Genomic DNA, 18,651 nt, shown 5'->3' on the forward strand with positions numbered 1-18,651 from the left:
GATCCCGATGAGCCCCAGCCCCGCCGAACGCGCCGAAGATCTCCGCCGGCAGATCGCCCAGGCCAACCGCGCCTACCACGAGCTGGACGCGCCGGAGATCCCCGACGTCGACTACGACCGGATGGTGCGCGAGCTGGAAGCGTTGGAGCGCGAGCACCCGGAACTGGCCCGTGCCGACAGCCCGACCCAACAGGTCGGTGCACGCCCGTCCGGCCGCTTCCCCGAAGTGCGCCATGCGGTGCCGATGCTGTCGCTGTCCAATGCCTTCAGCGATGAGGAAGTGGCCGACTTCGTGCGCCGCATCGATGAGCGCCTGGGCCGCCGCAGCCTGCAGTTCTCGGCCGAACCGAAGATGGATGGCCTGGCGATCAGCCTGCGCTACGAGGACGGTCATTTCGTACTCGGCGCAACCCGCGGTGATGGCAGTACCGGCGAGGACGTGACCGCCAACCTGCGTGAAATCGGCGATGTTCCCAAGCGCCTGCACGGCAAGGACTGGCCGGATGTGCTGGAGGTGCGTGGCGAGGTGTACATGGCCCGCGCCGATTTCGAGGCCTACAACGAACGTGCGCGCCAGCAGGGCGGCAAGGTGCTGGCCAACCCGCGCAACGCGGCAGCGGGTTCACTGCGCCAGCTCGATCCGAAGATCAGTGCGCAGCGCCGGCTGAGTTTCTTCGCCTACGGCACCGGTGAAGTGCAGGGCGGCGAGCTGCCGGACACCCATTCGGGCACGCTGGCCCAGCTCGGCGCCTGGGGCTTCCCGGTCAGCGGGTTGTGCAAGGTGGTGCAAGGCGCCGACGGCCTGCTCGGCTACTACCGTGACATCGGCGAGCGTCGCGATGGCCTGCCGTTCGACATCGATGGTGTGGTCTACAAGCTGGATGACCGCGCCGGCCAGCAGGCCATGGGTTTTGTCTCGCGTGCGCCACGCTGGGCCATCGCGCACAAGTTCCCGGCACAGGAACAGAGCACCACGGTGGAGGCGATCGAGATCCAGATCGGCCGCACCGGTGCCGCCACGCCGGTCGCCCGGCTGGCACCGGTGGCTGTGGCCGGCGTGATCGTGTCCAATGCCACGTTGCACAATGCCGATCAGATCGCGCGTCTCGATGTGCGTGTCGGTGACAGCGTGATCGTGCGACGTGCTGGCGACGTGATTCCGGAAGTGGTCAGCGTCATCCTCGACCGCCGTCCACAGGGCACCTCGCCCTGGCAGATGCCGACGCGCTGCCCGGTGTGCGGCTCGGAAATCGTGCGCGAGGAAGGTGCAGCTGCGTGGCGCTGTTCGGGCGAACTGTCCTGCCCTGCGCAGCGCAAGGAGGCCATTGCCCATTTCGCTTCGCGCCGTGCGATGGATATCGACGGCCTCGGCGACAAATACATCGAAACCCTGGTCGACGCCGGCATCGTCAGGAGCGTGGCCGATCTGTACCGGCTCAACCGTGACCAGCTGTTGCACCTGAAGCTGGTGCTGGATGCCGAGGACCCTTCCGCACTGGCCGCCGCGCTGAAGCTGCACCTGCCGGCAGAAGGCAGCGGCGCGGTGCTCAATGCGGTGCTCAAGCTGGATGGCAACGATCCGGCGTGGCGCGCGCAGGCGCTGGCACAGCCGGCCAGCTTCGAATGGAACACGAAGAAGATCGCCACCAAATGGGCCGACAACCTGATCGCGGCAATCGACGCCAGTCGCGCAGCCACGCTGGAGCGCCTGCTGTTCGCGCTTGGCATCGAGCACGTCGGCGAGAGCACGGCCAAGGCGCTGGCGCAGTGGTTCGGTGACCTGGAACTGATCCGCCACCTGCCATGGCCGTTGTTCAAGCGCGTGCCGGACATCGGTGGCGAAGTGGCGCGTTCTCTCGGCCATTTCTTCGAGCAGCAGGGCAACCAGCAGGCCATCGACGACCTGCTGCAGGTCGGGCAGGTGCGCATCAGTGATGTGCACGCGCCCAGTGCCAAGCTGCGCGAAGGCCTGGATCTGGCGCAACTGCTGGTCGAATCGGAAATCCCCGGCATCACCCGCCTGCGTGCGGAGAAGCTGGTGGCTGCCTTGCCGGGTGCCCAGGCGGTGCTGGATGCCGAGCATGGCCAGTTCGTCAACGCCGGCCTGCCGGACGACACTGCGCGCGGTCTGGCCGACTGGCTCGATGCCGATGGCCATGGCGCGATGCTGCTGGCAGCCGAGAAGGCGATGCAGCAGATCCTGGCCAAGGCGCCGGCGCTGGCCGAGATCGTGGCCGGCCCGCTGGATGGGCAGACCGTGGTGCTGACCGGCACCCTGGCCCAGCTCACGCGCGATGCCGCCAAGGAACGCCTGGAAGCGCTGGGTGCCAAGGTCTCCGGCAGCGTGTCGAAGAAGACCAGCTTCGTGGTCGCCGGTACCGAGGCCGGCTCCAAGCTGGACAAGGCGCAATCGCTGGGCGTGCCGGTGTGGGACGAAGACCGCCTGCTGGCCTACCTCGCCGAACACGAATGATGACCCCGCCGGGTGCCTGGCGCCCGGCATGAAAGACAAAGGAACGCCGATGCAGACCGCCCCGCTGGATTTCCGCCTGGCCACCCGTGCCGACGAAGAACTGTTGATCGCGTTGATGCGCGAGTTCTACGCCGAAGACAGGATCGACTTCGATGACGCGCGCGCGCGTCGCGGCGTGGACGCGCTGCTGGCCGATCCGCGCAATGGCGAAGTGCTGCTGTGGCTGGACGAGGCCGGCGAGGTGGTCGGCTACGCGGTGATCGCGATGGGCTTCAGCCTGGAGCAGGGCGGCCACTTCATGCTGCTGGACGAGCTGTACCTGAGTCATCGCGCGCGCGGTCGTGGTCGCGGCAAGCAGGCGCTGGCCATCTGTGAACAGCGCGCTCGCGGGCGTGGTGTCAGCCGCCTGCGCCTGGAGGTGAACCACCACAACGAACTGGCCCGCCGCCTGTACCTGGCCAGCGGTTACATCGACGACACCCGCGATCTGCTGACCCTGCCGCTCGACCATCCGCGCCCGGAGGGCATCCTGTGAGCGAGGCCCTGCTGCGCGCGCTGCAGCAGCGCGCCACGCTCAACGCGCTGGTGCGCCGCTTCTTCGCCGAGCGCGATGTGCTGGAGGTGGAAACGCCGATCCTGTCGGTGGCAGGCAACACCGAGCCGAACATCGACAGCTTCCATACCGATTTCACCGGCCATGTCGATGCCGGTGGCCGTCGTCGCTGGCTGCGCACTTCGCCGGAATATCCGCTCAAGCGCCTGCTGGCGGCCGGTGTGGGCGACTGCTACGAACTGGGCCGGGTGTTCCGCAACGGCGAGGCCGGTGGCCGCCACAACCCGGAATTCACCATGCTGGAGTGGTATCGGGTCGGCTGGGACCACCACCGGTTGATGGAGGAAACCGCCGAGTTGGTCGGCCAGGCGCTGGCCCTGGTCGGACGCCGTGCAACGCTGCGTGTGTTGAGTTACCGCGAGCTGTTCCAGCAGCACGTGGGCCTGGATCCGTTCGAGGCCGATGAAGCCGCGCTGCGTGTTGCACTTGGCGACGTGCACATCGACCCGGTCGGGTTGACCCGTGATGACTGGCTGGACCTGTTGATGACCCACCACATCCAGCCGCAGTTCGATGACGCGGTGATGACCGTGGTGCATGACTGGCCGGCCAGCCAGGCCGCGCTGGCCCGCATCCGTCCGGGCACGCCGCCGCTGGCCGAGCGTTTCGAGCTGTACCTGGGTGCAGTGGAGCTGGCCAACGGCTATCACGAACTGAACGACGCCCACGAGCAGCGCGCCCGGTTCCAGCGGGACCAGCAGCGCCGCCACGAACGTGGACAGGTGCAGCCGGCCGTGGACGAGGCACTGCTGTCGGCGTTGCCGTCGATGCCTGCCTGTGCTGGCGTGGCGGTGGGCGTCGATCGCCTGTTGATGGCGATGAACCGCACGCCACGCATCGCCGATGTGCTGGCCTACGACTTCGCCCACGCGTGATCCCCGCGTGTTGCTGAACATCGCAGGCTGAACGAAACGCAGGTTCGGTGCGCTTGCGTCGGTAAGCACGATGATGCTCTTATCACGGCCAATGCCGGACACTGGCATCCAGTTCATCCATTCCTGCTGGGGAAGGCTTTGGTCAAGTGGTTCGCGGTTGTCGCTGCACCGGTGTACTCCATTGCGCTCTGGGGTGCCTGGCTGCCGTCGCCGGCGTCGGCCCAGCAGGTGGGCTACGACGATGAAGTGGTGACCTGCGAATCACGCGACATGGGTTGGGTGCACTGCGATATCGAGGTTGCCAACGGCGTCGACCTGGTGCGCCAGCTGTCCAGCAACAGCTGCATCCGCGGCAGCGAGTGGGGTACTGACCGCAGTGGTGTGTGGGTCACCCTGGGCTGCCGTGCCGAGTTCCGCGCCCGGCGCGCAGCGGGCGCGGCGCCGCCGGCTGACAGCTCGGGCAAACGCCTGGTGCGCCGTGTGGTGCGCTGCGAGTCCAATGGCCGTCCGCAGAGTTGCCCGGTACGACTCGATGGCGCGCCGGTGCGCCTGCTGCGCCAGTTGTCGGTGTTGCCGTGCCGCGAAGGGCAGGGCTGGGGCTACAAGCGCAATGAAGTCTGGACCAGCCGTGGCTGCCAGGGTGACTTCGAAGTGGCCGATGACGATGGCCGCTTCGTCGACATGCCGCGCCGCCTGACCTGCGAATCGAAGTCGAAGAAGCGGCGCTTCTGCGGTGCCAGCATCTCGGTTGGCGCCGTGGTCTCCGAGCAGCTGTCCAGCACGCCCTGCGAGGAAGGCAGTACCTGGGGCTGGAGCCGCAACGGGATCTGGGTGGACGGCGGCTGCCGCGCCGAATTCTCGGTGAATTGAGCCCGGGCAGGCTCCAACCCTGCGGGGCGTGGCCCTACAATGGGCCCATGAACACTGCCTCTGACATCGACTACGCCCGTTACGACCACATCCGCCCGATCCTGTGGACCGGCGATGCCCTGCAACTGCTGGACCAGCGCAAGCTGCCGTTCGTGGTCGAGCACGTGGTCTGCCATGACAGCGACGAGGTTGCCAGCGCGATCCACGCATTGACCGTGCGTGGCGCGCCGGCGATCGGCATTGCCGCTGCCTGGGGTGTCGTGCTGGCTGCACGCGAGGTGCAGGCCGCCGATGGTGCGCACGCCCTGCAGCAGCTGGAACCGGCCCTGCAGCGCCTCAATGCATCGCGCCCGACTGCGGTCAACCTGGCCTGGGCGCTGGCGCGCATGCGCCGTTGCCTGAACGCCGCCGGCGCCGACTGGAAGGCGTTGCTGGAATCGGAAGCGCAGGCCATCGCCGAGGAAGACCTGGCCGCGAACCGCCACATGGGTGCACTGGGCGCGGGCCTGATCGAGGCTGGCAGCGGCGTGCTGACCCACTGCAATACCGGCTCGCTGGCCACTGCGGGGTTCGGTACCGCGCTGGGCGTGATCCGCGCCGGCATGGCCCAGCACCGCATCGCCCGCGTGTTCGCCGGCGAGACCCGGCCGTGGCTGCAGGGGGCACGCCTGACCGTGTGGGAACTGCAGCAGGACGGCATCGATGCCACCCTGATCGCCGATTCGGCTGCCTCGCACCTGATGAAGACCGGCGCCGTGCAATGGGTGATCGTGGGCGCGGACCGCATCTGCGCCAATGGCGATACCGCCAACAAGATCGGCACCTACCAGCTGGCCATCGCCGCCCGCCACCACGGCGTCAAGTTCATGGTGGTCGCACCGTCCTCGACCGTGGACATGGAGACCGTGGACGGCAGCCAGATCGAGATCGAGCAGCGCGACCCGGGCGAGCTGTACGGCGTGGGGGGTACCCGTACCGTCGCCGAGGGCATTGCTGCCTGGAACCCGGTGTTCGACGTCACCCCGGGCGAGCTGATCGACGCCATCGTGACCGAGCGCGGGGTCATCCTGAACCCGACCGCCGGGAACATGCGCACCGCCTTCGGCGGCTGAGGCGGGCAGGAAGGTCCCGGGGTCGGATCCCTTTTCGCAGGAAAGGGCTCTGACCCCAGGCAGGCCTCATCCACGCACGGCGTGGATCTACTGATTTCGCGCAGCCGAGCATGGGCTCGGCTCTACAGGGGCGGTATGGGGCCCTAAGTTCCTGATTTGTGCCGGTAAAATCCCCGTAAAGGGAGGCGGAAAACGGCCTGTTGTGGTAGTATCCACAGGTTGAATCGAGGTTCCGGCGCGACCCCCTCCCGCAGAGGGCTGCGCCGGACTGGACCGCTACCAGACAACGGAACCCGAATGGCAGAAACCGCCAAGGAAATCATCCAGGTCAACCTGGAAGACGAGATGCGCAAGAGCTACCTCGATTACGCCATGAGCGTGATCGTGGGCCGCGCGCTGCCGGATGCGCGCGACGGCCTCAAGCCGGTGCATCGCCGCGTGCTGTACGCGATGAACGAACTCAACGCGCACAGCAACAAGCCCTACTTCAAGTCGGCGCGTATCGTCGGTGACGTCATCGGTAAGTACCACCCGCATGGCGATCAGTCGGTGTACGACACGCTGGTGCGCTTGGCACAGCCGTTCTCGCTGCGCTACATGCTGGTCGACGGCCAGGGTAACTTCGGTTCGATCGACGGCGACTCCGCTGCAGCAATGCGATACACCGAGGCGCGCATGTCGCGCCTGGCGCATGAGCTGATGGCGGACATCGACAAGGAAACCGTCGATTTCCAGCCCAACTACGATGAGAAGGAACTGGAGCCGACGGTCATGCCGACCCGGTTCCCGAACCTGCTGGTCAATGGTTCGGCTGGCATCGCGGTGGGCATGGCGACCAACATTCCGCCGCACAACCTGAGCGAATCGATCAACGCCTGCATCGCGCTGATCGACAACCCGGACATCGATGTCGACGGCCTGATGGAATACATCCCGGGCCCGGATTTCCCGACTGCCGGCATCATCAACGGCACTGCCGGCATCGTCGCCGGCTACCGCACCGGCCGTGGCCGCGTGCGCATCCGTGCCAAGGCCGATATCGAAGTGGCCGACAACGGCCGCGAATCGATCATCGTCACTGAAATTCCTTACCAGGTGAACAAGGCGCGTCTGATCGAGAAGATCGCCGAGCTGGTCAAGGAAAAGAAGATCGAAGGCATCAGCGAGCTGCGCGATGAGTCCGACAAGGACGGCATGCGCATCTACATCGAGATCAAGCGCGGTGAATCTGCCGAGGTTGTGCTGAACAACCTGTACCAGCAGACGCAGATGGAATCGGTGTTCGGCATCAACATGGTGGCGCTGGTCGATGGCCGCCCGCAGTTGATGAACCTCAAGCAGATGCTGGAGGCGTTCGTCCGCCACCGTCGCGAAGTGGTCACCCGCCGCACCGTGTTCGAGCTGCGCAAGGCGCGCGCCCGTGCCCACGTGCTGGAAGGCCTGACCGTTGCGTTGGCCAACATCGACGAGATGATCGAACTGATCAAGACCTCGCCGAACCCGAACGAAGCCCGCGAGCGCATGCTGGCCCGCGTGTGGGAGCCGGGCCTGGTCGGTGCGATGCTGGGTGCGGCCGGTGCCGAGGCCTCCCGTCCTGAAGACCTGCCCAAGGGCGTGGGCCTGATCGAGGGCGGCTACCAGCTGACCGAGATCCAGGCCACCCAGATCCTGGAGATGCGGCTGCACCGCCTGACCGGGCTGGAGCAGGACCGCCTGACCGACGAGTACAAGCAGCTGCTGGAAGTGATCGCCGGGCTGATCCACATCCTGGAAGATCCCGACCGCCTGCTGCAGGTGATCCGCGAGGAGCTGGTCAACGTCAAGGCCGAATTCGGCGACGAACGTCGTACCGAAATCCGCCACAGCGAAGAAGACCTGGACATCCTCGACCTGATCGCGCCGGAAGACGTGGTGGTTACCGTGTCGCATGCCGGTTACGTGAAGCGGCAGCCGGTGAGCGTGTACCGCGCACAGCGCCGTGGTGGCCGTGGCCGCAGCGCGGCGGCGACCAAGGAAGAGGATTTCATCGAACAGCTGTGGCTGGTCAACACGCACGACACGCTGCTGACCTTCACCAGCTCGGGCAAGGTGTTCTGGCTGCCGGTCTACCAGCTGCCCGAAGCCGGTTCCAACGCCCGCGGCCGTCCGATCATCAACTGGATCCCGCTGGAGCCGGGCGAACGCGTGCAGGCCGTGCTGCCGGTGCGCGAGTACGCCGATGGCCAGTTCGTGTTCTTCGCCACGAAGAACGGTACGGTCAAGAAGACCCCGCTGAGCGAGTTCGCCTTCCGCCTGGCCCGCGGCAAGATCGCGATCAACCTGGACGAGGGCGATGCCCTGGTCGGTGTCGGCCTGACCGATGGCGAGCGTGACATCCTGCTGTTCGCCTCCAACGGCAAGACCGTGCGCTTCGGTGAAGACAAGGTCCGCTCGATGGGCCGTACCGCCACCGGCGTGCGCGGCATCAAGATGCCGGCCGGCGAGGAAGTGGTCAGCCTGATCGTGGCCGAAAGTGCCGGTGGCAGCGAGGACGAGAACGAGGACGACAGCGGTGTCGAGGAAGCCGCTGCCAATGGCGACGCGGTGATCGACGGCGCCGACGACGCCAGCGTTCAGTACATCCTTACCGCCACCGAGAACGGCTACGGCAAGCGCACCCCGCTGCCGGACTACCCGCGCAAGGGCCGTGGTACGCAGGGCGTGATCGGCATCCAGACCACCGAGCGCAACGGCAAGCTGGTCGCCGCAGTGCTGATGGGCTCCAGCGACGAAGTCCTGCTGATCTCCGATGGTGGCACCCTGGTGCGTACGCGTGGCTCGGAAATCAGCCGCGTCGGCCGCAACACCCAGGGCGTGACCCTGATCCGCCTGTCCAAGGACGAGAAGCTGCAGGCGGTGGAGCGCATGGATGCCTCGATCGACGAGGACGAGGATGAGGTGGCAGTGCCTGCCTCTGCCCCGGCCGCGACCACGACCGATGGCGCCCCGGCGGCTTCCAGCAGCGAGGACGCCGCGCAGGAGTGATCCTGCCGCAAGGTTGAGCTACGCGACGACGCCGGCCCTGTGCCGGCGTCGTCGTATCCGGATGCCGCACATACGCGCGCGCTTCACGTCGGCGGTGGGATAACGGCGCATGCTGCCCCCGGAGATCGACGATGTCCGCCACGCCGCCGTCCGCTCCTGCTCCCGTCCGCGCCTCCCGGCATCCTCTCGTTACCGTGCTGTCGCTGCTGCTGGTCCTGCTCGGCCTGGTCATCGGCGGGCTCGGCGCATGGCTGCTCAGCCTGGGCGGCTCGGCGTACTACGCCATCGCCGGGGCCGGCCTGCTGGCCAGTGGCCTCCTGTTGTTCGGCAATCGCCGCAGCGGCGCGCTGCTGTATGCGCTGGTGTTCGCCGGTACGCTGTTGTGGACCTGGTGGGAGTCGGGCAGCGACTACTGGCGCTGGGTACCGCGGCTCGGCCTGGTGACCGCGCTTGGCATCGTGCTGGCGCTGCTGGCGCCCACCCTCCACCAACCGGTTTCCAGGCGCCTGTCGCGCAGCGTGGCCGGCGTGCTGATGCTGGTGTTCGTCGCTGCCTTCGGATTGGCGTTCGCGCCGCACGGCGAAGTGGACGGGCACCAGCCGTTCCCGGAAGGCGCGGCCAGCGTCGGGCTGGAACCGACCCGCGACACCACCGGCCTGCAGCCGGCCGACCAGCCTGCCGAAGGGGACTGGCCGGCGTGGGGGCGCAGCAATGCCGCCACCCGCTATTCGCCGCTGCAGCAGATCACCCCGGCCAACGTGGCCACGCTGCAGCTGGCCTGGCAGTTCCGCACCGGCGATATGCCGAAGAAGCGCTGGGGTGCGGAAACCACGCCACTGAAGATCGGCGACCGTCTGTACCTGTGCACCGCCCGCAACGGCCTGATCGCACTGGATGCGGCCAGCGGCAAGGAAGTGTGGCGGTTCGATCCGAAGGTAAAGGACGCTTCGATTCCATACACCGCCGCCTGCCGTGGCGTGAGTTATTACGAGCAACCGGCCACGCCGATCCTCGCCGATGCCGCATTGGCCGATGCCGCTGCTGATCTGGCGTTGCCGGAACCGCCGCCCAGTGCCACCCGCAGCGCTGCACCGGGCAGTCGTCCGGCATGCTGGGCGCGCATCATCGAGGGCACGCTGGACGGGCGCATCATCGCGGTGGATGCCGACAGTGGCCGCCCCTGTGCGAATTTCGGCAACAACGGCCAGGTCGACATCACTCTGGGCATGGGCGAGGTGCCACCGGGCTATGTGTCGATCACCTCGCCACCGGCCATCGTGTGCGGGGTGATCGTCACCGGCCACCAGGTGCTGGATGGTCAGCGCCGCGACGCGCCGTCGGGCGTGATCCAGGCCTACGATGCGATCACCGGCAAGCTGCGCTGGGCGTGGGACATGGACCAGCCCGAACGCAGCGGCCTGCCGCCGCATGAGCAGACCTACACGCGCGGCACGCCGAACATGTGGACCACCGCGACCGGTGATGAGGCGCTGGGGCTGGTCTATCTGCCGCTGGGCAATTCCGCTGGCGACTACTGGAGTGGCTCACGCACGGAAAACCAGAACCGCTACGCGACGTCGCTGGTGGCGATCGATGTGGCCACCGGCAAGCCGGCCTGGCATTTCCAGGCGGTGCGCAAGGATGTGTGGGACTACGACCTGGGTTCGCAGGCCAGCCTGATCGATTATCCGACGGCGGCAGGCAAGGTGCCGGCGCTCCTGCTGCCGACCAAGCAGGGTGATCTCTACATCCTTGACCGCCGCAACGGCCAGCTGCTGACCGCCGCCGAAGAGCGCAGGGTGCCGGTCGGCGGTGTCGAACCGGAACAACGCTCACCCACGCAGCTGTTCTCGCTGTATCACACGCTGCGCCGGGAGCATGACCTGACCGAGCGCGACATGTGGGGCATAACCCCGGTCGACCAGCTGATCTGCCGCATCCAGTTCCGCAAGGCGTACTACGAAGGCTTCTACACCCCGCCGAGCAGTGATCGCCATTCCATCGAATATCCCGGCTACAACGGCGGTTCGGATTGGGGAAGTGTGTCCATCGATACGCGCCGCGGCGTGATCGTGGCCAACTACAACGACATGCCCAACTACAACCGGCTGGTGCCACGCGCCGAGGCCGACAGGCTGGGCTGGCTGCCACGCGAGAAGGTCCGGTTCGACAAGGGCGGCGCCGAAGGCGCGGGCGACCCACAGGTGGGCACGCCCTACGCCATCCAGGTGAACGCCGGTTGGCGCCTGCCTTTCACTGGTCTGCTGTGCAAGCAGCCACCCTATGGCGGCATCCGGGCCATCGACCTGCGCACCGGCAAGCTGCTGTGGGACCGTCCGTTCGGCAGTGCGCGCGGCAACGGACCATTCGGCATCCGTTCGGGCCTGCCCATCGAGATCGGCACGCCGAACAATGGCGGTTCGGTAGTCACCGCCAGCGGCCTGATCTTCATCGCCGCCGCCACTGATGACCTGCTGCGCGCCATCGACCTGAAGACCGGCAAGGAGCTGTGGCATGCCAAGCTGCCCGCGGGTGGCCAGGCCAATCCGATGGTGTACGCGCAGGGCGGGCGCCAGTACGTGGTGATCATGGCTGGCGGCCACCATTTCATGGAAACGCCGAAGGGCGATTACGTGATGGCCTACGCACTGCCGAAATAGCGCTGCCGGCCTGAGTGCGGCCTACGGGCTGTGACCGCTGGTCGCTGAAGTTGCGCTGGCGACCGGGCAGCATCCATCATCGGAACAGGACGGGGCCGGCCAACGCCCCCAGGGAAGGAAACGCATGCTGAACTCCGAACGCCTGCCGGGGCGTGCCACCCGGCTGCTGGCAGGACTGCTTCTGCTTGGCCCTTGCCTGTGGGCAAGCGCGCAGGCGTCGCCCCAGCCCGCCGCACGCAAGGTGCCCAGCGGTGCCGAACTGATCGCAGGCGATGCGCGCTCTCTGAGCCCCGCCCATGCGCCCTGCATGGCGGCCGCAGGCACCGCGCTGGACGCCCGTCGCCGTTGTGCCGACGCTGAACTCAAGGTGCACGACGATGCACTCAATGCCGCCTACAGCGCGGCGCGCTCCACACTGACCGCCAGTGATCAGCAGGTGCTGCGCGATCTGCAGCGGCAATGGCTGCACCAGCGCGACAGCCGGTGCCCGGAAGGCAGCACGGCCGTTGCCCAGCTGGATTCACAGCAGTGCCGCACGCACATGACCCTGCTGCGTGCCCGCCAGTTGCAGGGCGGCGGTGCGGCGGCGCTGGTGGCGGAAGCCAAGGCGGCCCCGGCGCCGGCGCAGGCCGCTGTGCATGCCGCCGATGCCGCGCCCGACAAGCAGGGCAGGATCGTCCTGCGGCCCGGCGAGGGCAGGCTCACACCGGCACTGCAGGTGGTCTTCCAGGTGACCGATTGCAGCGGCACCGACAACGTGACGACCTGCCAGGTGCGGAGCATGGGCGTGACCCGTGGTGGGCGCAACGTGGTGGTCACGGACGTGCAGCCGCGCCTGACCCGCGCCGGCACCGGTGCCCAGGGTGCGACCGCCGTGCTGCTGACCGTTTCGGATTTCAATGGTGATGGCGTGCCGGACCTGCAGGTGTGGCAGGACAACAGCGGTGTCTACAACGTTCCGGTGCATGCGTTCTACCTGTTCGATGCCAAGCGCAACCGCTATGTGCGTGCCAAGGCGTTGGAAGCGGCCATCGGTGGGCGCGACATCGACCATATCGACAATGGGCGGTTCGTGCTTCGCGCGAAGGTCAGCCCGTGCGAGCGCGAGGACAAGGTCATCCAGCTGCGCGGAACCGGCACGCGCACGTTGCTGCAGCGCCGCTATGACACCTGCAGGGGCGAGGTCCCGACCGAACCGGACCTGCTGAAGTAGGTCTTCCCCCGACGAATGGATGCGTTCCGGAACTGGAGAGCTGAAGGATGAGCGAAGGCTATGGAAAAGGTGGGTCGGGCTTCGGTCTGACCCGGGACCAGTCGGTCGAGATGATCGTGCGTACCTGCATCGACAACGGCATTGCCGACCATCGGCAGATTGCCTATGTGCTGGCCACGGCGCAGCACGAATCGCGTGATTTCGCCGCGCCCGAGGAAGACTGGGGCAGGAAGCAGGCGGTGGATCTGCGCTACTTCGGCGGCGAGGAGTACTTCGGCCGGGGCTTTGCCCACCTCACCCACGTCAACAACTACGAGCGGCTGGGCGAGGCGCTGGGGATCGGCCGCGAGCTGGTCGAGCATCCGGAACGGGCTGCCCAGGCAGACATCGCCACCAAGGTGCTGGTGGTGGGGATGCGCGACGGCCTGTTTGGTGCGCGGCTGTCCGACAACGTCAACGCCAACCATGCCGACTACCGGCAGGCGCGGGCCTCGGTCAATGGCGGTGAGCTGAACAACGGCAGTCCCTATCCAGACGCCATCGCCACACGGGCCACTGAATGGGAATCCCAGGTTGCCGGCCTGGTCCAGCGTGTGCAGCAACCAGGCTTCCAGATGCCGGTGCCGACCCCCCAGGCGCCCACCGGGGCGATGGACCTGCACCGGGGTGACGCCAACCAGCACGTGCTGGAAGCGCAGCAGTACCTGCAGCGCTTGGACATCCGCAACAACGCCAATGCCGCGATCAAGCCCGACGGTGATTTCGGCGCCTCCACCGAGCAGGCCGTGCGCCGCTTCCAGACCGAGCGGGGTATCAGCCCGGCCAATGGCCGCATCGACGCTGCGCTGCTGGAACGCATGCGCAGCGACACGCTGGCGGTCGATCCGGACTTCAAGCGCCGGACGGTGACCGACCTGACCGGCCCGCTGGCCGACGGCAACCTGGGCCCCGGTGAGAAGGGCGAGCCGGTGTTCGAAATGCGCCGGCAGCTGGAGGCGTTGGGGTACCTGACCGAACCGAACCCACGTGCCGAGCGCGATGCGCGCACGTTTGATGCCGGCATGCAGGCGGCCATGCGCAACTTCCAGCAGGACTATGGCCTGCCGCTGCGCCCCGGCGGCGTCATCGACACGGATGCGCGCCGGCAGTTGAACGATGCCGCCGTCGCTCGCGAGCATGCGCCGACCACCGAGTTCGACCGCGCGGAGAACTGGCCGCCGCAGCGTCCGCCCTATACGCGGGCGGAGTTCCAGCCGGAGCAGGTGCAGGCGCGGCAGCAGGCAGCGGCGAATGCACCGGTCGCTGGTCCGGCCGCGCCGGAGCCCGCACCGCAGCCCAATGGCATGGAATCGCTGTCGCCCAGGGACGCCGCGCTGTTCGAGCGCATCCGCCAGGGGGTACCTGGCACCATCGGCGACGAGCACGTCATGCAGGCAGTGCTGGAGTCCAAGCGCAACGGCATCGATGATGCCGCGCGCGTCGACCGGGTGATGATGGCCGGAGATCGCCTGTGGGTTGCCGGGTTGATTCCCGGTGAGCGCGCCAGTGTGGATACGGCACAGCCCGCGCGCTCGATGGAGGAAACGGTGAATGATCTGGCCGGTGACAACCGGCAGCGCGAGCACCAGCTCACCCTCGAAAGCCGTCACCATGAGAACCGCGGGCCTTCAATGGCCTGAGCCTGCGGCAGCGACGTGCCCGCAGTGGGTCCGTCGCTGCCGGCAGGGTGTTTACAGCGTCACCACCACTTTGCCGATCTGTTCGTTCGATTCCAGGTAGCGGTGGGCGTCCTGGATCTGTGCGAAGGGGAACACCTTCGCGATCTTCGGCGCCAGCGTGCCCTTGTCCAGGCCATCGACGATGAACGCCTTAGCACGTGCCAGCGCGGCATCGTCGGAGACGATTTCCGAGTACAGGTAGCCCTTCAGCGTCAGCGACTTGCCCAGCACGTTGAACAACGGGAACGGGGTGGGTTCGCTGCTCAGCGCGCCGTATTCCAGCAGGATGCCGCCACGGGCCATTGCCTCGGTCAGCGGCACGAACTGCGGGCCACCGATCGGGTCGAACACCACGCGGGCGCCGGCACCGCCGGTGATGCGCGCCACCTCAGCTGCCAGGTCCTGCTCCTGGGTGGCGATGACATGGGCGGCACCGGCATCGAGCAAGGCCTGGCGCTTGCCCGGGCCACGGGTCACCGCAATCGGCGTGGCACCCACTGCATTGGCGATCTGGATCGCGGCCAGGCCGACGCTGCTGCTGGCAGCGGTGATGATGACGGAATCCCCGGCGGCCAGCTGCGCCTGCTCCAACAGTGCGCCCCAGGCGGTGACGTACTGCATCCACACCGCAGCCGCCGTTTCGAAGCCCAGCGCCTGCGGGTGCTTGACCACCAGTCGTGCCGGCACGTTGGCCAGCTCGCCGTAGGTGCCCCAGCGGGCGATGTCCAGCGGCGGCACCACGCTCACCGCATCGCCAGCAGCGAATCCGCTCACCGCACTGCCGACCGCCTCGACCATGCCGGCCGCTTCATAGCCCAGCCGGCTGGGGAACTGCGCCTCCTGCAGATAGGCGCCGTTGCGGAACATCACCTCGGCACGGTTCAGGCCGATGGCCTTGACCCGGATCTGGACCTCGTCGGCGGCGGGGGCGGGAACATCGATGTCGTCGATGCGCAGCACATCGGCGCTGCCATATTCGTGGATGCGGACAACCTGGCTCATGGGGGCTCCTGGGCAAGGCCGGCGCTGGGGCCGGCGGAAAGGTGGAGGCTACTGTGCGCGTGGCCTGCCTCCAGAATAAGGGGTAATCTGGCGTTTCATTGAAAACCAATTGTTTGCAATGGACCTGATCGCTCCCCTGCGGACCTTCGTCAAAGTGGCCGAGGTTGGCTCCTTCGCCGCTGCCGCCGACGCGCTGGGCCTGTCGCCGCAGCTGGTCGGCAAACACGTGCAGTCGCTGGAACAACACCTGGGCGTGCGCCTGCTCAACCGCACCACGCGCAAGCAGAGCCTGACCGACTTCGGCCAGGCCTATCTGGCCCGTGCGCGGGTGATCCTGGAGGAGGTGGAAGGCGCCGAGCAGCTGGCCGAAGTGGCGCGCGGGCGGCCGATGGGGCGCCTGCGCGTCAGCGCACCGGTCACCTTCGGCGTGCATGCACTGGGACCGGCGGTGGTGGCCTACCTGCAGCAGTACCCGGACGTGCAGGTTGATCTGAACCTGTCCAACAGCCTGGTGGACATCGTCGAGGACGGCTTTGATCTGGTATTCCGCACCGGTGATCTGGCCGACAGTGGGCTGGTGGCGCGACGGCTGGGGCCGTATCCGCTGGTGCTGTGTGCATCGCCGGCGTACCTCGCATCGCGCCCGGCCATTGTCCATCCGGCCGATCTGAGTCGGCACGAGTGCCTGGGCTTCGCCCATTCGATCATCCGCACGCGCTGGAGTTTCCGCGATGCTGACGGCAGCGTGCTGAGCGTGCCGGTGTCCAGCCGCTTCATGGTCAACCAGGCCGAGCCGCTGCTGACCGCGGCAGTCGGAGGGCTGGGGTTGATCCTGCAGCCCCATGAAATGCTTGCCGCCGCGCTGGCGCGTGGTGAACTGGTGGAAGTGCTGCCGGACTACGTGCCGGTATCGACGTGGATCAACCTGGTGTACCCGCGCGACCGCCAGCTGACGCCCAAGCTGCGCAGTTTCCTGGACTTCTGCGTGGCTCGCTTCAGCGAGCAGACGATGGCACGGCGATAGCACGGCATCGGTTGGCATTCCTGTGACTGCCTGCGAAGGATCGCCCTGAGACGATTGGCCGGTTGCCGCTGCGTAGCGCGCGCTTGCTGCTGGGGCTGGCGGCATTGCTGTTCGCCGCCAACGTGATTGCGCAGCAGACGACTGCGCAGGCGCTGGCCGCGTGGGAAGCGCAGGGGCGTGCGGATGGCCTGGCGCGACCGGATATCGAATGCCAGGATTTCCTGCAGGCAATGGGCCGGAAGCCTGCGGGACTGGAATACAGCGGCTGCAGCCAGGACGACGCGTCCTGCATGAAACCCATGCAGGCCCACTACCGCGTTCCAGGTACCCAGGCAGTGAAGGTGGAAGCCTATCTGCGCGAGACCTTTGGCATGCCTGCATTGCGCTACGCCTGTTGCGGCTGGAGCAATGGCGCGCCGTACTACTGGCGCGACGGCCCGGATGCGGTGAGGTACCAGATCGGCATGGGCGTGGAATCGCTGCCGCATGAGCGGGGCGATTGGCATCGCATCGAGGCGTTCATCGTCACGGTTGAGGTGCTGCGGCAGGGTCCCTGGCGTGGATGCAGCGGGCGGTTCCATGATCTAGGATGCGCCCAGGGATACCCGCAAAGGAACTGCCATGAAGGCTGTTGGATGCCTGCTGCTCTGCAAAGTACTGGCCTGTTCGGTGCTGATGACGCTTTGGGCTGTTCCGGCAGTGGGCGCCGCCTCCAGCGTGCGTGCACATCCGCGTGCGCAGGACGCCATCGGTGACTGGCTTGCGGCCTTCAATGCGGGCAGCCTCGAGGGGTTGCAGGCATTCGCCGATAGATACGCGAAGAAGCAAGGCAGCGGTCCCAAGGACTATCTCGAGTTCCGCGAAAGCACAGGCCCCTTGCGCGTACTCGAATCAACCGAGAGTGCACCCGGCCAAGCGAAGCTGCTGGTGATGGGCCAGATGAACGAACGCGCGATGTGGGTGACCGCCGTCATGGACCCGGCCAATCCGTCGCACCTGATGCAGTTCCAGATCGAGGGCACTGAAACGCCGGACAAGCACAAGCCGGCACGGGTTGCATTGCCTGCCCTGATGGCCGACGTCACAGCAAAGCTGGAGGCGCTGCGGGCACAGGACGCGCTGTCGGGCGCGTTGCAGGTGGCACAGAATGGGAAGGTGCTGCTGGACTGGCGCGGTGGTGATGCCGATCGCAGCACTGGAATTGCAGTGGGCGTGGAGACGCAGTTCCGCCTTGCGTCCTCCAACAAGATGTTCACCGCCGTGGCCATCCTGCAGCTGGTGCAGGATGGCAGGCTCAGTCTCGATGACACGATCGGCAAGCACTTGCCGGACTATCCGAACAAGGCTGTCGCCAGCAGCGTGACCGTGCGCGAGTTGCTGTCACACACCAGTGGCCTGGGGGACTTCTTTGGCGATGGTTTCGAACAGTATTCCGCGTCCCTGAAGACGCTGGATGACTACGTGCAGCGGTTCGCCAGGGATGCGCCGCAGTTCACGCCCGGCAGCCAGGACAGCTACTCCAACTATGGCTTCATCGTATTGGGACGCATCATCGAGGCGGTATCGGGGCAGTCGTACTACGCATATGTGGAGGAGCACATCCTGCATCCGGTGGGCATGACCGGCACCGGCTTCGAGCCGGAAACAGCGAGCGTTCCAAAGCGTGCCGTCGCTTACACGAAGCACGATGGGCAATGGGTCCGTGAAACGAAGTCGCTGCCCTGGCGCGGCATGTCGGCCGGTGGTGGCTACAGCACAGTGGCCGATATGGTGAAATTCGCCGAGGCACTGCAAGGCGGGAAGCTGGTTTCACCTGCATTGCTGCAGCAGGCCACCACGGCGCAGAACCACAAGGGCTGGTATGGCTTTGGTTTCGTGGTTCAGGGCGAGGGCAGGGAGCATCAGTACGGCCACGAAGGCGGTGCGCCCGGATCGAACAGTGCCATCGTGGTGCTGCCGGCGCAGGGCTACGTGATCGTTGGCCTGGCCAATGTCGATCCGGATGCGATCGGCAATGTGGTCAACTACATCGCGCGAAGGTTGCCACTGTGAACGCGGCAGGTGCCG

13 protein-coding genes are annotated in these 18,651 nt (G+C 66.8%); 12 read left to right on the forward strand and 1 reads right to left on the reverse strand.

The features are described 5' to 3' along the window. The first annotated feature begins 1 nt into the window (after nucleotide 1). The 9 genes from ligA to AC5P7A_RS02575 all read left to right on the forward strand — a co-directional run bounded on the left by ligA (nucleotide 2) and on the right by AC5P7A_RS02575 (nucleotide 14,519). On the forward strand, nucleotides 2-2,473 hold the full coding sequence (gene ligA / locus AC5P7A_RS02535; RefSeq protein WP_172412079.1) for an NAD-dependent DNA ligase LigA: 2,472 nt from the start codon (nucleotides 2-4) through the stop codon (nucleotides 2,471-2,473). Nucleotides 2,474-2,522: 49 nt separating this feature from the next. Next, nucleotides 2,523-3,008, forward strand: a complete 486-nt coding sequence (locus AC5P7A_RS02540; protein ID WP_495219877.1) for a GNAT family N-acetyltransferase — start codon at nucleotides 2,523-2,525, stop codon at nucleotides 3,006-3,008. Further along, nucleotides 3,005-3,961 carry an EF-P lysine aminoacylase EpmA gene (gene epmA / locus AC5P7A_RS02545; protein WP_014647654.1) on the forward strand — a complete coding sequence of 319 codons (957 nt, stop codon included), beginning with the start codon at nucleotides 3,005-3,007 and terminating at the stop codon, nucleotides 3,959-3,961. The genes AC5P7A_RS02540 and epmA overlap by 4 nt, the downstream gene beginning before the upstream one ends. 138 nt (nucleotides 3,962-4,099) lie before the next feature. After that, nucleotides 4,100-4,831 (forward strand): DUF3011 domain-containing protein, encoded by a 732-nt coding sequence (locus AC5P7A_RS02550; RefSeq protein WP_014647653.1) that lies wholly within the window; start codon nucleotides 4,100-4,102, stop codon nucleotides 4,829-4,831. 47 nt (nucleotides 4,832-4,878) lie between these two features. After that, entirely contained in the window at nucleotides 4,879-5,943 is a 1,065-nt protein-coding gene (gene mtnA, locus AC5P7A_RS02555) for an S-methyl-5-thioribose-1-phosphate isomerase (protein ID WP_014647652.1), read from the forward strand. 297 nt (nucleotides 5,944-6,240) lie between these two features. Continuing rightward, nucleotides 6,241-8,967, forward strand: coding sequence for a DNA gyrase subunit A (gyrA, locus tag AC5P7A_RS02560; protein ID WP_142234954.1), 2,727 nt, complete (start codon nucleotides 6,241-6,243; stop codon nucleotides 8,965-8,967). A 131-nt stretch (nucleotides 8,968-9,098) separates the two neighbouring features. Continuing rightward, nucleotides 9,099-11,627 (forward strand): membrane-bound PQQ-dependent dehydrogenase, glucose/quinate/shikimate family, encoded by a 2,529-nt coding sequence (locus tag AC5P7A_RS02565; RefSeq protein WP_495219855.1) that lies wholly within the window; start codon nucleotides 9,099-9,101, stop codon nucleotides 11,625-11,627. Nucleotides 11,628-11,751: 124 nt separating this feature from the next. Then, nucleotides 11,752-12,840, forward strand: a complete 1,089-nt coding sequence (locus AC5P7A_RS02570; protein WP_142234952.1) for a lysozyme inhibitor LprI family protein — start codon at nucleotides 11,752-11,754, stop codon at nucleotides 12,838-12,840. A 47-nt stretch (nucleotides 12,841-12,887) separates the two neighbouring features. Then, nucleotides 12,888-14,519, forward strand: a complete 1,632-nt coding sequence (locus tag AC5P7A_RS02575; RefSeq protein WP_142234951.1) for a peptidoglycan-binding domain-containing protein — start codon at nucleotides 12,888-12,890, stop codon at nucleotides 14,517-14,519. A gap of 51 nt (nucleotides 14,520-14,570) precedes the next feature. Here AC5P7A_RS02575 and AC5P7A_RS02580 read toward each other — a convergent pair whose 3' ends face one another. Further along, on the reverse strand, nucleotides 14,571-15,560 hold the full coding sequence (locus tag AC5P7A_RS02580; RefSeq protein ID WP_134966558.1) for a zinc-dependent alcohol dehydrogenase family protein: 990 nt from the start codon (nucleotides 15,558-15,560) through the stop codon (nucleotides 14,571-14,573). Between the two features lie 118 nt (nucleotides 15,561-15,678). On the opposite strand from AC5P7A_RS02580, the gene AC5P7A_RS02585 reads away from it, so the two are divergent. The 3 genes from AC5P7A_RS02585 (at nucleotide 15,679) to AC5P7A_RS02595 (ending at nucleotide 18,636) form a co-directional block, all read left to right on the forward strand. Continuing rightward, the gene (locus tag AC5P7A_RS02585; protein WP_032962018.1) at nucleotides 15,679-16,584 is read left to right on the forward strand and encodes a LysR family transcriptional regulator; all 906 of its coding nucleotides are present in this window, start codon (nucleotides 15,679-15,681) and stop codon (nucleotides 16,582-16,584) included. A 62-nt stretch (nucleotides 16,585-16,646) separates the two neighbouring features. Next, nucleotides 16,647-17,339, forward strand: coding sequence for a DUF4952 domain-containing protein (locus AC5P7A_RS02590; RefSeq protein ID WP_495219856.1), 693 nt, complete (start codon nucleotides 16,647-16,649; stop codon nucleotides 17,337-17,339). After that, entirely contained in the window at nucleotides 17,260-18,636 is a 1,377-nt protein-coding gene (locus AC5P7A_RS02595) for a serine hydrolase domain-containing protein (RefSeq protein ID WP_229653780.1), read from the forward strand. The genes AC5P7A_RS02590 and AC5P7A_RS02595 overlap by 80 nt, the downstream gene beginning before the upstream one ends. The last annotated feature ends 15 nt before the right edge of the window (nucleotides 18,637-18,651 follow it).

This window comes from Stenotrophomonas sp. YJH_SMC_65, assembly GCF_059369475.1.

Coding starts and splice junctions, on each gene's coding strand:
- AC5P7A_RS02570 (WP_142234952.1), top strand. CDS start 11,752: ATGCTGAACTCCGAACGCCTGCCGGGGCGTGCCACCCGGCTGCTGGCA.
- AC5P7A_RS02575 (WP_142234951.1), top strand. CDS start 12,888: ATGAGCGAAGGCTATGGAAAAGGTGGGTCGGGCTTCGGTCTGACCCGG.
- AC5P7A_RS02540 (WP_495219877.1), top strand. CDS start 2,523: ATGCAGACCGCCCCGCTGGATTTCCGCCTGGCCACCCGTGCCGACGAA.
- AC5P7A_RS02580 (WP_134966558.1), bottom strand. CDS start 15,560: ATGAGCCAGGTTGTCCGCATCCACGAATATGGCAGCGCCGATGTGCTG.
- AC5P7A_RS02585 (WP_032962018.1), top strand. CDS start 15,679: ATGGACCTGATCGCTCCCCTGCGGACCTTCGTCAAAGTGGCCGAGGTT.
- AC5P7A_RS02595 (WP_229653780.1), top strand. CDS start 17,260: ATGACGCTTTGGGCTGTTCCGGCAGTGGGCGCCGCCTCCAGCGTGCGT.
- mtnA (WP_014647652.1), top strand. CDS start 4,879: ATGAACACTGCCTCTGACATCGACTACGCCCGTTACGACCACATCCGC.
- AC5P7A_RS02565 (WP_495219855.1), top strand. CDS start 9,099: ATGTCCGCCACGCCGCCGTCCGCTCCTGCTCCCGTCCGCGCCTCCCGG.
- gyrA (WP_142234954.1), top strand. CDS start 6,241: ATGGCAGAAACCGCCAAGGAAATCATCCAGGTCAACCTGGAAGACGAG.